A 13,694-nucleotide genomic window follows, 5' to 3' on the forward strand; every position below is an offset into this window, starting at 1 on the left:
GTGGTGAGTCTATCCGGACTGCCGCCGACGGGCCTTCTCGCGCTCCCGCTCGCGCAGCGCCTCGATGTCGAAGCCCGCGGAGACGGTCAGCGACGGGTCTGCTGCGCCGTCCTCCCATGGGTCGTAGGGGGGCGTCTCGTCGTCGTCGATGAAGCCCTGCGACGGGTCGTACTTGTTGTGCAGTTCCTGGCCGACCGGCATCACGTCGCTCATGTGCTCGTCGGGGAGCGTCCGCAGCACGTCGGCGACGTAGCCGGAGGCGGCATCGACGATGCTGACCTCGCGGTTCTCGCGCTGCGACTGGTACCAGCGGTAGTCCAGGAGTTCGTGGAAGAACTGGGCCGGGTCCCGCTTGCCCTCGAGGTCGGGCGGGATCCGTGCGATGGCCGGCTCGAAGACCTCCATGAGCCACTGGTGCGCGGCCACACTCTCACTCTTGTTGCCGGGCAGCTTGGCGCGGAAGGTGTCCACGTCGTTGAGTAGCCGCCGGGCCTGGTGTTCCTCGGCGTCGAGGCCGGTGAGCCGCATCAGGCGCCGGGAATGGTGACCGGCCTCCACCACCTTGGGTTGCATGCGGATGGTGCTGCCGTCGGCGGAGGTGCTGACGTCGATCTCGGCCACGTCGAAACCGAGCGCGTTCAGGCGCCGCACGCGTCCCTCGAGGCGGTAGAGCTCGGAGCCGGAGAACTCCTCGGCGCCGGTGAGCTCTGCCCACAGGGAGTGGTACCGGTCGACGATGGTCTCCACGAGCCACTGGGGATCCAGGGACGGATCCAGCATGCCGCCGGCCTCGAGGTCACTGAACTCGCCGAACAGGTTGGTGGTGGCGATCTGCAGGTCGTGCGCGCGCTGGCCGTTGGTCAGTTGCTGGTGGAGTTCGCCGGTCTCCGCGTCCACCAGGTAGGCCGCGAACTCGCCCGCGTCGCGGCGGAACAGGATGTTGGACAGCGAGACGTCGCCCCAGTAGAACCCGGTCAGGTGGAGGCGGGCGAACAACACTACCATGGCGTCCAGCAGCCGGTTGACGGTGTCCAGCTTCACGCCCGAGTAGAACAGGGCCCGGTACGGCAGGGAGAACGGGAGATGGCGGGTCAGCAGGATGGGGTCGAGCGGGGTGCCTTCGGCGTCGGCTCGTCCCAGCACCACGCCGACTGGCTCGACGGCGGGCACGTCCAGCCTGCGCAGTTCGGTGAGCTGGCGGTATTCATGCACCGCCACTTCCTCGAGGATCTCCTTGGCGGCGAGGATCTCGTCGCCCACCTCGATGAACCGCACCACATGCCTCGAGATGCCGCGGGGGAGCGCCACCAGGTGCGCCGCCGGCCAGGCTTCGAGCGGCACGTTCCACGGCAGCCGAATGAGATCGGCGTCCGGTTTCGCGGCTAGGAATCGTGGCACCCGGCCAGTCTAGTGGCGTTCGTCAGTCCAGCCGTGCCAGCGCCTCGGTGGTCACCGCGACGAGGTCCTCGCGCCCCTCGACCCCGACACTGAGCCGCAGCAGGCCCTCGGTGATGCCGGCGGCGGCGTGCGCCTCGGGCGTCATCGAGGCGTGCGTCATGGTCATGGGATGGCAGACCAGCGACTCCACGCCGCCCAGCGATTCGGCGAGATGGAAGATCTGCAGGCCGTCGAGGAAACGGTCGACGGCGGGGCGCCCACCGGCGAGTTCGACGGTCACGATGGAGCCCGGTCCGCTCATCTGGCGGGTGGCCAGGTCGTGGTCCGGGTGCGACGTCAGGCCGGGGTAGTGGACCGCGGAGACCCCAGCGTGGGCGTCGAAGACCGCCACCAGCGCCTCCGCGTTCTCCCGGTGCACGCGCAGGCGGGCGTCGAGGGTCCGCAGGCCGCGCAGGGTGAGGTACGCGTCGAAAGGGCTCCCGGTGAGCCCGAGCGCGTTGGCCCACAGCCGCAGCAGTTCGTGGTGCTCGGCCGTGCGGGCGACGGCGACCCCGCCCACGACGTCGGAGTGGCCGTTGATGAACTTGGTGGTTGAGTGGATGACGAAGTCAGCGCCCAGTTCCAGGGGCTGTTGCAGCAGGGGTGAGCAGAAGGTGTTGTCGACGGCGACCAGCGCGCCCGCGGCCTGCGCCAGGGCGGCGGTGGCCGCGATGTCGGTGATGCGCAGCAGCGGGTTGGACGGCGTCTCGACCCACACCAGGTGGCAGGGGCGGGAGAGGGCCTCGGCCGCGACGGCGCCGTCGGTCAGGTTGACGAAGTCCGCCTCCAGGCGGCCCGCGGCGGCCAGCATCGTGAACAGCCGCCAGGTGCCCCCGTAGGCGTCGTGGGCGAGGACCACCCTGCCGCCGACGGGCACCAGGGCCTCAACGACCAGTGTCACCGCGGCCATCCCCGTCGCGACGGTGGTGGCTCCGGCGCCGCCCTCCAGGTCGGCGAGCGCGTCGTTGAGCAGGTCCCGCGTGGGGTTGCCCGAGCGGGAGTAGTCGTAGTCCCCGGGGGCGTCCGGGGAACTGAAGACGTAGTTGCTGGACAGGTGGATCGGTGGCACGACGGCGCCGTGGCCGGTGTCACGGGCCATCCCGGCCCTGGCTGCCCTGGTCCAGCGTCCGAGCTCCGCCATGCATCCTCCTAGGTTCCGAGCCGACACTCTAGCCCCGGCGGCCGCGCACTGGGCAAGTCGTTCCATCGCCCGGGCGGCGGCCCCGCCAGTGAGCTGCAGGGAACAGAAAGGGCCCCGGCGCAAGCCGGGGCCCCTCCTGAGACCGATGATCAGCTGATGCGATCCTCGGACACGTTGCTGAAGACGTGCACCTGGTCCGGGTTGGCGACGAGGCGGACGACCTCGCCCTTCTGCGGAGCGGTGCGGGCGCCGACGCGGGCGACGATCTGCTGGGCGTTGACGAGCTCGTCCTCGGACAGGCCGGCGATGGTGCCGTAGAGGTAGGAGTCAGCACCCAGTTCCTCGACCACGGCGATGTCGAGGGCGATGCCCTCACCGGTGGTGGAGATGTCGAACGCCTCGGGACGGATACCGAGCGTCAGCGTGTCCTCGCCGGCGGCCTTCGCGAGGGTCTCGCGGGGGATCGGGAGGGTGTAGTCGCCGATGCGGGCGCCACCCTCGACGACCTGGGCGGACATCAGGTTCATGGCGGGCGAGCCGATGAAGCCTGCCACGAACAGGTTGCGCGGGGTGTCGTACAGGGCCAGCGGGGTATCGACCTGCTGCAGGATGCCGTCCTTGAGGACCGCGACGCGGTCACCCATCGTCATGGCCTCGACCTGGTCGTGGGTGACGTAGACGGTGGTGACGCCAAGACGACGCTGGAGGGCGGCGATCTGCGTGCGGGTGGAGACGCGGAGCTTGGCGTCGAGGTTCGACAGCGGCTCGTCCATGAGGAACACCTGCGGCTGGCGGACGATGGCGCGGCCCATGGCGACGCGCTGGCGCTGACCACCGGAGAGTGCCTTCGGCTTGCGGTTGAGGAAGTCCTCGAGGCCCAGCAGGTGGGCTGCCTCCTGGACGCGCTTCTGGCGCTCGGCCTTGGGCACGTTCTGCATCTTGAGCGCGAAGCCCATGTTGTCCGCGACGGTCATGTGCGGGTACAACGCGTAGTTCTGGAACACCATTGCGATGTCCCGGTCCTTCGGAGGAAGGTCGGTGACGTCGCGATCACCGATGAAGATGTTGCCGGAGTTGACCTCTTCGAGACCTGCGAGCATGCGCAGGGAGGTCGACTTGCCGCAGCCCGAAGGGCCGACCAGCACCATGAACTCGCCGTCCTCGATCTCGAGGTCGAGCTTGTTGACCGCGGGGCGGTCGGTGCCGGGGTAGATGCGAGAAGCCTCGCGATAGCTGACAGTGGCCATGCCACAATTCCTTTCCACGGGCAGGTACGTGCCCGACGATCCGTAGTGGAGGAAGCGGTTCTTCCGCTCGGAACTGTACATGTCCCCTAGTGGCGAAGTAAGCGCAGGTCACGGAACGTGATCGTTTTGAGACATTTCACGCGTACCATCGACGCGTGACGCACGAGTCGGAGCACCCAGAGGTCAGTTCAACCGTCGATCCGGCCACGGGCGACGACGCTCTGCCGGGGCGGGCCGACGGCGGCGAAGCGGCCGAGAAGGAATGGTGGGAGGACCCGGGGATGCCCTGGAACTCCAAGCCCGGGCGTGCCGACATCGCCTGCCTCGCCTGGTTCGGTGTCGTCGGGGTGTTCAGCCTGATCCTCATCCCCACGCGCGCCTGGCTCATGGCCGCGGCGCCGGACATCCTGGCGATGATCACCGGGGGCAGGACCGCCGTCGCGGCCAGCGGTGCGATCGCCTCGATCGGCGAGATGGACCACTGGCCGATCGTGCTGGTCGTGGCCTCCGTCCTCAGTCTCAAGTTCGACTGGATCTACTGGTGGGCCGGCAAACTCTGGGGCCGCGGGATGATCGAGGTCTGGGCGGGGCGCAGCAAGCGCGCGAGCAGGAACTACGCCCGGGCCGAGCGCTGGGCGGAGAAGCTCGGGCCGCTGGGCTTCTTCATCGCCTACATCCCGATCCCGCTACCGCTGATGCAGGTGGTGTTCGTCCTCTCCGGCGCGGCAGGCATGAGCCTGAAGCGGTTCCTGGTCTACGACTACATCGCGTCGACGGTGTGGCTCGGCCTCTTCTTCTGGCTGGGCTGGCGGCTGGGGGAACCCGTCGTCGCCATCCTCGACTGGTACGCCCGGATCGCCGGCTACGTGGCGATCGGCCTGGTCGTGGTCATCGTCGTGGGGGCGATGCTCAAGAGTCGCAAGGACAAGGCCGCCGAACCCGCGGCCAAGGCCTGAGGCTCAGGCGCGGCCGCAGATGGCCACCAGGAAGTTGCTCTCCGGCGTGAACGGTCGCAGGTCCCAGGTGGACAGCCTGAGTTGCACCTCCATGCCGGCCGCGGCGACGTCGTCGAAGAAGTCCGCGAACTCGTATCCGCGCCCCGCCCCGAAGCCGATGATCGCGCGGCCGTCGGGGGCCAGGTGTTCGCCCAGCCGGCCCAGCACGTCCACGCGGGTGCTCTCCGCCAGGAAACCGACGACGTTGCCGGCGCACAGGATGGCGTCGAATCCGGCCTCGATCCCGAGCGACGGCAGATCCAGCTCTGTGAGGTCCTGGACCACCCAGGCGGGGCCGGGGTAGTCCTGCTCCGCCGCCGCGATCAGCACCGGGTCGACGTCGACCCCCACCACGCGGTGCCCGAGTGCATGCAGGTGCCCACCGTGACGTCCGGGGCCGCACCCGGCGTCGAGGATCCGCGAGTTCGGCGCGACCATCGCGTGCACCGTGCGGGCCTCGCCCACCAGGTCGTGGCCGGCCTGGGCCATCTGCTTGAACCGTTGGATGTATCGGTGCGAATGGTCGGGGTCGACGGCGATCATGCGGGACCACTTGCCTTGTTCTGGACTCATGACCCCCATTCTTGCCCACTAGACTCGCGGCCAACCGACCAGGAGGAACTTGTGGATGTGACCACGCGGGTTACCGACATCGTCAAGCTGTTGGCTCGACTGGCAGGGGCGGGTGCGCTCAGCATCGACACCGACCGGTTCGGGGTGGAGGAAGGCCTGGACGAGCCCTTTGCCGGTGACGGGCCGGTCAAGCTGGCGGCCGACCTGGAGTCGATGGGCGCCACCTACGTCAAGCTGGGGCAGCTGCTCTCCACCCGGCACGACATGCTTCCGGCCGCCTACACCGCGGCGCTCGAGCGGCTGCAGGACGATGTGGAACCCGTCGACGTCGAGGAGATCCGCGGCGTGGTCGAGGCCGAACTCGGGGTCCGGATCCGCGACGTGTTCGCCGAGTTCGACGACGTCCCCATGGCTGCCGCGTCGCTGGCCCAGACCCACCGCGCCCGGACCGTCACGGGCCGCGACGTCGTGGTCAAGGTCCAGCGGCCGGGCGTCCGCGAACTGGTCCGCGACGACATCGCGGTCCTGGAGAAGGTCGCCGGGCTGCTGGACGACAAGACCTCGATGGGGGACCGCATTGGCGTCCGGCGCCTCCTGGCGCAGTTCTCGCGCGCCATCGCCGACGAACTGGACTACCGCAAGGAATCGGCCCAGTTGCAGCGGTTCGGTGAACTGGCCGCCGACGAGGAGCTGCTGCTGGTGCCGGAGCCGCTGCCGCAGCTCTCGACGTCGCGGGTACTCACCATGACAGCCATCGAGGGTCGCAAGATCACCGACCTCGGGCCGCTGGGACTCCTCGACATCGACGGACCGGCACTGGCGGAGGCGCTGTTCCGTTTCATGCTGCACACCCTCCTCCACGAGGGCCTGCTGCACGCCGACCCGCACCCCGGCAACCTCCTGGTCACGCCCGACGGTCGCCTCGGGATCATCGACCTCGGGATGGTGGCGCACGTGCCGCGCCGGATCCGAAGCCAACTCGTGCGAGTGCTGATCAGCATCAGCGAGGGTGACGGCGCCCACGTCGCCGAGATCCTCGCCGACATGGGCCATCCTCGCGACGACTTCGACGAGGAGGGCTTCACCACCGAGGTGGCGCACCTGGTCAGCGGCACCCTCACGCTGGGCCCCAACCTCCAGGCGGGCACGATCCTCGTCGACCTCGCACGGATCTCGGGCATGCACGGCCTGCGCCCGCCGGCTGAGATGACCCTGGTGGCGAAGGCGCTGCTGAACCTGGACCGGGCCGTCGCGCACCTGGACCCGAAGTTCGACCCGTCCTCGGCCATCCGGGACAACCTCGTGGCCGTGATGGGATCGGAGTTCTCGGTATCGCCCGGAGGGGTCGCCCAGACCGCGCTGGAATCCAAGGAGTTCATCGCGGAACTGCCTCGCCGAGCCAACCGCATCCTCGACGACCTGGCGGCCGGGGCGCTGCGGTTGCGGATCGACGCCATCGACGAGGACCGGCTGCTCGCGGTGGGGCATCGGCTGGTGAGCCGGCTCACCATGGGCATCCTGCTGGCGGCCGTGACCATCTCGGCCGCGCTCATGATGGGGATCGAGGTCGGCCCCACGCTGTTCGGCTATCCGGCACTTGCCGTGGTGTTCTTCCTCGTCGCGGCGGTGAGCGCGCTGGCAATGGTGGCCTGGATCTTCATCACCGACCGCAGGGCCGCGAAGCAGCAACACGGGAAGAAGTCCTGAGAACGGTGGAGCCTCCGGAGGGAGTCGAACCCTCGACCCCTATCTGGTCAACGACAGCCGAATTCAGTCCCTGCGTTGGGATGAGCCATGAAACGTGTCCAGTCCGTCGCCATCCCCAACTTGGTCCCGGCAAAGAAGGCCGACCCAGTCCAGACCTACCCAGGATGGGTTGGCGTCCCTCTGTGAACAGTGCGTTCGAGCCAGCCCGACCGTTGCGACGAGCGTGGGGTCAGTTGATTACTTCCAGCACAGCAACGGTGTCACCGTCTGCGGCGCAATTCTCGAGGTCTTGTACCGAGTCGCCACTTACCAAGGCTGCCGCGTCGGCACGGGACAAGAAACCGCCGCCGCCTGTTACCTGGTCGCCCATGGCTATCATGGTGTTGTCCAAACTGACACCATTATCGGTTCGCACTGTGCCCGCGGGCCAGATGGTGAAGTATTCCCCGACGAAAAGGCATCCCTTCTCATCCATGCTGAGGGTTCCTTTGACCTCGGCCGCCATGATCGTCGGCTGTGGTTCGGCAATTACCACGAACCCGTCGTCGCTGACCTCGGTTTGCGCGGAGCAGCCGCTGCTAACGAGAATCACAACAGCCAACGCTGGTTGGTGTAGACGCTTCATTACGGGACCTTGAGGATCGTCAGCCCAGTTCCACTGAGGCCATCCAAGGACATGCCGATGACGCGGGTGCCCGCACATCCCGAGAGAAAGCCAGCGGCAGAACTTCCGATGAAAATCGGCCCGCCACTGTCTCCAGGACTGCAGGAGCCGCCATCGATTGCCAGCCATGTATTGGAGGTGCCGGCAGGCACATACGGCGGGCGAGGCTCTGTCTTTGAAGTCAAGGAGCCGCAACTATATCCGGTGGTTTTTCCGCGCTTGCAGTAAGTGCCGTTGATTACCAAGTTATACCGACTGATTTGGGCGGTAATCCGGCGAGTGGGGTCGGTTCCCTCGCCGTCATACATCAGGTTCGTGTAATTCTGAATTCCTGCGTGCCACTGGATGTCATGTGATGCGTCGAACCAAGCCTTCATCATGGGAAGACTCAGCCCCCAAACGGCAGCGGGTTCTGGGCAATGAGCCGCGGTTGTCAATCCACGGACCGCTCCGTTGGTCACGCTGAAACCCATAGTGCAGGTCGCCGCGTCGATTCCTCCGTAGAGCAGCGCTGGTTTCGGAATGCCGTCTGGATTCACGACTACCTCCACCTCGATCGCCTCCCCCAGCGCCTCTTGAGATGCTTGAAGAGTTCGGAGCTCGGCATCATTCGCCGCAGTGGCGATGGTCAGCCGAACTGTCTCTCTAGTCGCATCGACGGAGGCACTTGCCTCCAGCCCAGCCTCAGTTGCGGCTTCCTGGAGTTCGGCGGCGTAGGTAGCCAGTTCCTCGTCTGAGTGCTCCTGTAAAACCATGGATGAGTGCTCCTGGAGCTCAGCGGGCAACGACGACTGGATGGCGGGCCAGGCATCAGCGTCACGAACCCCGACGATGAACTGCCAGCTGCCGGAGGTGTCGATCCAGAAGGCAGTAAAAGAAGCGTTCTGTTCGAGGGCCAAGGCAGTGGATTCGGCTGATCCCTGAAGTCGAAGGTGCTCTTTAGCTTCTGTCACAGACAAATCGCGGAACTGTGCATAGGCCAACGCGTCAAGACCAACCGGCTCGCCCTCCTCGTCGTCAGCGTTAGCGGGGTTGACGAGCAGTAGCGTTGTGAGCAAGGAGCTGCATATGAGCGCTACGCACGCGCATAGGCGACGAGAGATCATGCAGCCAGTCTGGCACAGCCAGCCTATGGCAGTATGGTTATCCGTAGAACGCGCCTAGCCTGAGCGGACAGTCCCCGTTCGGCTATCCGGCACTTGCCGTGGTGTTCTTCCTCGTCGCGGCGGTGAGCGCGCTGGCCATGGTGGCCTGGATCTTCATCACCGACCGCTGGGCCGCGAAGCAGCAACACGGGAAGAAGTCCTGAGAACGGTGGAGCCTCCGGAGGGAGTCGAACCCTCGACCACTCGCTTACAAGGCGAGCGCTCTGGCCGCTGAGCTACGGAGGCGCGGTGCAGCGTCGTCCATTGTGCCGAACTCAGGCCCGCTTCGACAAAGCCCGCGCTCAGACCCCGGACGCGACGGCGAACAGCTGGCCCTGCCCGCTCGCCATGACCTGTTCCCCGGCGGGGGCGAAGACCGCCTGACCGCGCCTCAGGTGCAGGGGCTCGCCGTCGCCGTGGAGGGTGAAGGAACCCTCGGACACCAACAGGATGCGCCCCGAATCGGCTCGCGGGATCTCGACCGATGGGCCAACGGGCTGCACCATCCACACCTCGAACTCCTCGACCGCGGAGGGGAACAGGTACAGGCCGTCGGAGCCCTCCGCGGTGAGGATCTTCACCGGCGTCGGCTCGAACTTGACGACGTGCAGAAGCGCGTCCACGTCGATGTGCTTGCGGGTCAGTCCGCCGCGCAGGACGTTGTCGGAGTTGGCCATCACCTCCACGCCGGTGCCCTTGAGGTAGGCGTGCATGATGCCCGCCTCGAGGCTGACCGCCTGGCCCGGTTCGAGCCTGAACCTGTTGAGCAGGAGGGCGGCGAGGATGCCGGGGTCTCCCGGGAAGTGCTCGTCCAGCTCGACGGCGGTCTGGGCGAACACGCCCAGTTCGCCGGGGGCGTCAAGGAGGCGGACGGCGGCGGCGAGCACCTCGTCGACCAGGTGCCGCCGTTCCCCGAGGGAGAGGACGTCGAGGAACACCTCCTGGAGGGCAGGGGTGGTGGCCCGGTCTCGCAGGGGGCCGATCACCGATGCCAGTTTGTCGCCGACGCCCAGCGCCTCGAACAACTGCGCTGAGACCTTCGGTGGCCGGAACCCGAGCAGGCCCTCGAAAGGGGTCAGGGCGATGATGGTCTCCGGCTTGGGCCAGTCGTCCCGGAAGGACCGCTCCGGAGCGTTCGTGGGGATCCCGAGCAGGGACTCTCGCGCGTAGCCCTGCACGGCCTGGGGCCGGGAGGGATGTGCCTGGAGGCTCAAGGGCGATGCGGCCGAGAGGAACTTGACCAGGTACGGGAGGCGGCCACCGAAGGCGCTCGCCGTCGCCTCGCCGAGGAGTTCGGTGTGTTGGGCGACCTTCGTGGAGAGCGTGCCGTCGCCGTCGATGGGGGAGTCGCCGAGGGGGTGGGCGCCGTACCAGTACTCGGCGATGGGCTCGCCGTCGGGTTCACGCCCCAGCAGGGCCGGGATGACGTCGACCGTCCCCCAGGCATAGCGCTGCTCGATCCCTCCGAGTCTGAACATGCTGCCCAGTCAACCCTGTCGCATGACAGGTGGGCAAGCTCACACGCACTCGGGCGGTTCAAATGACACGGCTGTGATTCGGGGCGTATGATGACGGCCATGTCGCATGCAGCAGCCTACGAGGGCGCCGAACTCACCGAACTCGAGGCGGCCATGCTCGAATTCGAGGACAGCTGGTTCACCTCGCCGGTTCCCAAGGAACAGGCGATCATGGAGCACTTCGGCCTCTCCGCAACGCGCTACTACCAGCACCTCAACTCGCTGATCGACACGCCGGCGGCACTCGCCCACAAGCCGCTGCTCGTCAAGCGGCTGCGGCGCCAGCGCTCCAGCCGTCAGGCCGCGCGCTCCGCACGTCGCCTCAAGGTCTGACACGCCTGGGGTCGATGCCGGGGCGGATCCGTCGACGCAGGTCCGCCAGCCCGGCTGCGAGGGACCGGGTCTCCCGTCGTCGATAGCCGCCGCGGTCCAGCCCCGCCTGCACCTCGAAATGGTTGGCACTCGCCCGGTCCCCGCTTCGCAGCCATGACCACGCCGTCGCGATGAAGTACAGCGGAATGAAAGGCAGCCCCAGGCAGTAGGAGTACTGGAACGCGTGGTCCGACTCGTGCTCGATGAGCCCCGGGATCCTCTCGACGGCGTCCTCAAGGGTCTGCCCGGGGACCAGCACCACGCTCCCGACGGTCATGGCGGTGGCCCGCAGCAGCGGGAGCCGGGCATTCTCCGCGACCACGAGGCCGCCGATGAACCGCAGCTTGGCGCGCGCGGACAGGGCGATGACCAGTCCCAGTGGGGTGGACAGGTTGACGACGTTTGCGACGTTGCGGAGCAGAAGCCCTGAGCCCATTGCGCACCCCCGTTTTGAGTGAAGATACCTAGTCGTGGGTGACCCTAGCTGCTGGAATAGTCGCTGCCGACCCAAACGGAGGATTCATGGAACCAGAAGAGCTGTTGGCCGATCTCGACAAGGAACTGCGCTCCGTCCTCGGTGCCCTGCAGAACCTCACTCCCGTCACCGAGGACGTCACGGTCAGCGACGCATCCGGCGCCGTCAGGGTGACCGTCCGGCCGGACTCGTCGCTGGCCGGCGTCTCTGTGGTCCCCGCGTGGCAGGAGAAGGTCGAGCCCGCTGCCCTGGCCGACGTGATCAGTGACGTCCTGGGTCGAGCCCAGGCCAAGGCCATGGGTTTCGACATCGACGCCCTGGAGGAGGCCCAGGCCGATGAAGTGGATGAGGCCCAGGTGGAGGCTGCCCGCGGTCGGCTGCTGAAGGACGCCGAGCAGACGCTGCGGCGTCCCAGCACGGAGGAGGAACTGCAGCGGCGCATGGATGAGCTGCCCGGGATCGTGGACGACGCGATGGCCCGGCTGGACCGCGAGCTCGTGAAGTTGCAGACCGCCGGGGACGGCGCCCTGCCGCAGGACCCTGCCGAGTTCACCCCGGGTGCTGACTACGGAGACCTGGTCGAGTCCGACAATCGCATGGTTGCCGTTCGGGTCGTCGCGGGCCTGGTGGCGGAGGTGCGGATCAAGGAGAGCTGGCTCGAGGTCCGGTCCGGGATCGCCATCACCGAGTGTTTCAACCAGATCATCGAGCGACTGCCCGGGGTGGTCGCTGCACAGCGAGGAGAAGATCAGTGAGCGAGAACCTGGTTCCGGGCAGCCGTTTCGAGTGGCCCGACTCCGCGACCGACTTCGGCACGATGCGCGGGGGTCCGAGCAGTGCGGGCGTCGGTCTCGCGGAAGCGCCGGTGGAGGACTACGTCACCGGTGAGGCTGTGACCGCGGTGCCCGACGACGCCGTCAGCATCTCCGCCGACACCACCGTCGCCGCCGACGCGGTCGCGGTCGCACCCGACGGCACCGTCGTCGACACCCGCGGAGAGGCCACCGTGGTGTCCACCGCCGACGGGGTCGAGGTGACGGTCGAGGCGGATGGCTCCGTCACCGTTGATTCGGACTTCATGAACGCGACCGAGGTCAAGGATCTGTCGTCGCTGGCCTTGGGTGGTTCCTTCGAGACCGCCTCGGGGACCGTAGTCACCCGCAACGAGGACGGCTCGGTCACCATCGAGCAGGCCAACGGACAGACGACCACGATCAACGCCGACGGCAGCGTCGACGTGGACCTCCCCGACGAGTACGGCGCCCTGGCCAACGGCGGCGTCGGCGACGGCAGCGGCAGCGGCGCGCCGGCCGGGGAGGGCGACGCGGAAACGGCCGACCCCGAAGAGAACGGCGCGGGTGCATCCGGGGGTGGCTCGGGAGGCGGCGACCCCGCCGTCGGTAGCGGAGGCGGCGACCCCGCCGTCGGTAGCGGAGGCGGCGTCCCATCGGGTGCAGCTGAGGGTGGTTTGCCTTCGGGTGGCGGAGTTGGTGGTGGTCTGCCCTCGGGCGGCGGCGGGGGTGTGCCGGGCGGTGGCGGCCTGCCCGCTGGTGGTGGCGGTGCCTCATTGCCCGGCGGCGCCGGGACGGGTGTGAGCGCGTCCGGCTCGAACCCCAACGGCGATGGCCAGACCGGCGATGGCGGCGAACTCACGGATCCCGGCGTCGACAGCGGTGTGGGGCCCGACGGCCTCGTTCACGACCCGGTGGACACCGACGGCGACGGGATCCCCGACTACCGCGACGTCGATTCCGACAATGACGGCATTCCTGACTACGTGGAGGCGCGTCCTGACGAGCCTCGCCCCGGCGACCCGGGTGGGCGGGTCTCTCCGGGTCTGCCCTCCAACCCCGGTGAGCCGACCGGCCCGTCCGCCCCCTCCGGACCCGGCGGTGGCGGCGGTGGCCTACCCGGGCCAGGGTCGCCCGGCGGCGGTCCTGGTGGCGGTCCGAGTGGCGGCCCCGGTGGTGGTCCCGGTGGGGGTCCGAGTGGCGGCCCCGGTGGTGGTCCCGGTGGGGGTCCGAGTGGCGGCCCCGGTGGTGGTCCTGCTGGCGGTCCGAGTGGCGGCCCCGGTGGCGGTCCGAGTGGTGGTCCCGGCGGAGTCCCCGGTGGCGGTCCTGAGGACTTCACCTACGACCTCTCGGACCTCCGCGACGACGCCGCGTACTTCGCTGACCTCGCACCGCAGGCCCAGACCATTTCGGAGTGCTGGACGGCCGTGTCAACGCTCGTGCAGCACTGGGGCCTGTGGAGTGGCGGCTCGCCGTCGTACGTCACCGCCTGCCAGAAGTTCGCCGAGCTCTACGCCGGTGCGTCGAGGGAGATGACGGCCATCTCCGAAGGACTGTCCAGGACCGCCGCGGACTACGAGGCCCAGGAGGCCGAGAACACCGCAACAGCCGCAACCGTAAACGTCTAAGG

The 13,694-nt window shown here is 67.9% G+C and carries 13 protein-coding genes and 1 tRNA gene; 5 read left to right on the forward strand and 9 right to left on the reverse strand.

What is annotated here, in order from left to right; genetic code table 11:
- Positions 1 to 9 precede the first annotated feature (9 nt).
- The 3 genes from LKO27_RS00875 to LKO27_RS00885 form a co-directional block, all read right to left on the reverse strand.
- Complete coding sequence (locus LKO27_RS00875) at positions 10 to 1,398, reverse strand: DUF4032 domain-containing protein (RefSeq protein ID WP_227735019.1); 1,389 nt, start codon at positions 1,396 to 1,398, stop codon at positions 10 to 12.
- A gap of 22 nt (positions 1,399 to 1,420) precedes the next feature.
- Positions 1,421 to 2,578, reverse strand: coding sequence for a PLP-dependent aspartate aminotransferase family protein (locus LKO27_RS00880; RefSeq protein WP_227735020.1), 1,158 nt, complete (start codon positions 2,576 to 2,578; stop codon positions 1,421 to 1,423).
- A 149-nt stretch (positions 2,579 to 2,727) separates the two neighbouring features.
- Positions 2,728 to 3,825 (reverse strand): ABC transporter ATP-binding protein, encoded by a 1,098-nt coding sequence (locus tag LKO27_RS00885; protein ID WP_227735021.1) that lies wholly within the window; start codon positions 3,823 to 3,825, stop codon positions 2,728 to 2,730.
- A 155-nt stretch (positions 3,826 to 3,980) separates the two neighbouring features.
- Here LKO27_RS00885 and LKO27_RS00890 point away from each other — a divergent pair, with 155 nt between their 5' ends.
- Complete coding sequence (locus tag LKO27_RS00890; RefSeq protein WP_227735022.1) at positions 3,981 to 4,781, forward strand: DedA family protein; 801 nt, start codon at positions 3,981 to 3,983, stop codon at positions 4,779 to 4,781.
- Positions 4,782 to 4,784: 3 nt separating this feature from the next.
- Here the strand turns inward: LKO27_RS00890 and LKO27_RS00895 are convergent, their stop codons facing one another.
- Positions 4,785 to 5,393 (reverse strand): bifunctional 2-polyprenyl-6-hydroxyphenol methylase/3-demethylubiquinol 3-O-methyltransferase UbiG, encoded by a 609-nt coding sequence (locus LKO27_RS00895; RefSeq protein WP_227735023.1) that lies wholly within the window; start codon positions 5,391 to 5,393, stop codon positions 4,785 to 4,787.
- Between the two features lie 51 nt (positions 5,394 to 5,444).
- Between LKO27_RS00895 and LKO27_RS00900 the strand changes: the two genes are divergently transcribed.
- Positions 5,445 to 7,100, forward strand: coding sequence for an AarF/UbiB family protein (locus LKO27_RS00900; RefSeq protein WP_227735024.1), 1,656 nt, complete (start codon positions 5,445 to 5,447; stop codon positions 7,098 to 7,100).
- Positions 7,101 to 7,329: 229 nt separating this feature from the next.
- On the opposite strand, the gene LKO27_RS00905 is transcribed toward LKO27_RS00900, so the two are convergent.
- From LKO27_RS00905 to manA, 4 genes are all read right to left on the reverse strand, one after another.
- Positions 7,330 to 7,725 (reverse strand): hypothetical protein, encoded by a 396-nt coding sequence (locus LKO27_RS00905; protein WP_227735025.1) that lies wholly within the window; start codon positions 7,723 to 7,725, stop codon positions 7,330 to 7,332.
- Entirely contained in the window at positions 7,725 to 8,870 is a 1,146-nt protein-coding gene (locus LKO27_RS00910) for a S1 family peptidase (protein ID WP_227735026.1), read from the reverse strand. The genes LKO27_RS00905 and LKO27_RS00910 overlap by 1 nt, the downstream gene beginning before the upstream one ends.
- Before the next feature lie 209 nt (positions 8,871 to 9,079).
- A tRNA-Thr gene (locus tag LKO27_RS00915) sits at positions 9,080 to 9,155 on the reverse strand.
- Between the two features lie 56 nt (positions 9,156 to 9,211).
- Positions 9,212 to 10,387, reverse strand: a complete 1,176-nt coding sequence (gene manA / locus LKO27_RS00920) for a mannose-6-phosphate isomerase, class I (protein WP_227735027.1) — start codon at positions 10,385 to 10,387, stop codon at positions 9,212 to 9,214.
- Between the two features lie 99 nt (positions 10,388 to 10,486).
- Here manA and LKO27_RS00925 point away from each other — a divergent pair, with 99 nt between their 5' ends.
- A complete protein-coding gene (locus LKO27_RS00925; protein ID WP_370629919.1) occupies positions 10,487 to 10,759 on the forward strand; it encodes a DUF3263 domain-containing protein in 273 nt (90 codons plus the stop codon).
- On the opposite strand, the gene LKO27_RS00930 is transcribed toward LKO27_RS00925, so the two are convergent.
- Positions 10,749 to 11,234, reverse strand: a complete 486-nt coding sequence (locus LKO27_RS00930) for a hypothetical protein (protein WP_227735029.1) — start codon at positions 11,232 to 11,234, stop codon at positions 10,749 to 10,751. The two genes, LKO27_RS00925 and LKO27_RS00930, sit on opposite strands and share 11 nt — an antisense overlap.
- An 86-nt stretch (positions 11,235 to 11,320) precedes the next feature.
- Here LKO27_RS00930 and LKO27_RS00935 point away from each other — a divergent pair, with 86 nt between their 5' ends.
- Both LKO27_RS00935 and LKO27_RS00940 read left to right on the forward strand, forming a co-directional pair.
- A complete protein-coding gene (locus LKO27_RS00935) occupies positions 11,321 to 12,028 on the forward strand; it encodes a hypothetical protein (RefSeq protein WP_227735030.1) in 708 nt (235 codons plus the stop codon).
- On the forward strand, positions 12,025 to 13,692 hold the full coding sequence (locus tag LKO27_RS00940; protein ID WP_227735031.1) for a hypothetical protein: 1,668 nt from the start codon (positions 12,025 to 12,027) through the stop codon (positions 13,690 to 13,692). The genes LKO27_RS00935 and LKO27_RS00940 overlap by 4 nt, the downstream gene beginning before the upstream one ends.
- The last annotated feature ends 2 nt before the right edge of the window (positions 13,693 to 13,694 follow it).

The sequence above is a fragment of the Tessaracoccus sp. OS52 genome (genome assembly GCF_020687685.1).
GTDB lineage: Bacteria > Actinomycetota > Actinomycetes > Propionibacteriales > Propionibacteriaceae > Arachnia.

Excerpts from the sequence above, each read along its gene's own strand:
- LKO27_RS00905 (WP_227735025.1), bottom strand. The coding sequence starts at position 7,725 with ATGAAGCGTCTACACCAACCAGCGTTGGCTGTTGTGATTCTCGTTAGC.
- LKO27_RS00885 (WP_227735021.1), bottom strand. The coding sequence starts at position 3,825 with ATGGCCACTGTCAGCTATCGCGAGGCTTCTCGCATCTACCCCGGCACC.
- LKO27_RS00930 (WP_227735029.1), bottom strand. The coding sequence starts at position 11,234 with ATGGGCTCAGGGCTTCTGCTCCGCAACGTCGCAAACGTCGTCAACCTG.
- LKO27_RS00925 (WP_370629919.1), top strand. The coding sequence starts at position 10,487 with ATGTCGCATGCAGCAGCCTACGAGGGCGCCGAACTCACCGAACTCGAG.
- LKO27_RS00935 (WP_227735030.1), top strand. The coding sequence starts at position 11,321 with ATGGAACCAGAAGAGCTGTTGGCCGATCTCGACAAGGAACTGCGCTCC.
- LKO27_RS00880 (WP_227735020.1), bottom strand. The coding sequence starts at position 2,578 with ATGGCGGAGCTCGGACGCTGGACCAGGGCAGCCAGGGCCGGGATGGCC.
- LKO27_RS00910 (WP_227735026.1), bottom strand. The coding sequence starts at position 8,870 with ATGATCTCTCGTCGCCTATGCGCGTGCGTAGCGCTCATATGCAGCTCC.
- manA (WP_227735027.1), bottom strand. The coding sequence starts at position 10,387 with ATGTTCAGACTCGGAGGGATCGAGCAGCGCTATGCCTGGGGGACGGTC.
- LKO27_RS00895 (WP_227735023.1), bottom strand. The coding sequence starts at position 5,393 with ATGAGTCCAGAACAAGGCAAGTGGTCCCGCATGATCGCCGTCGACCCC.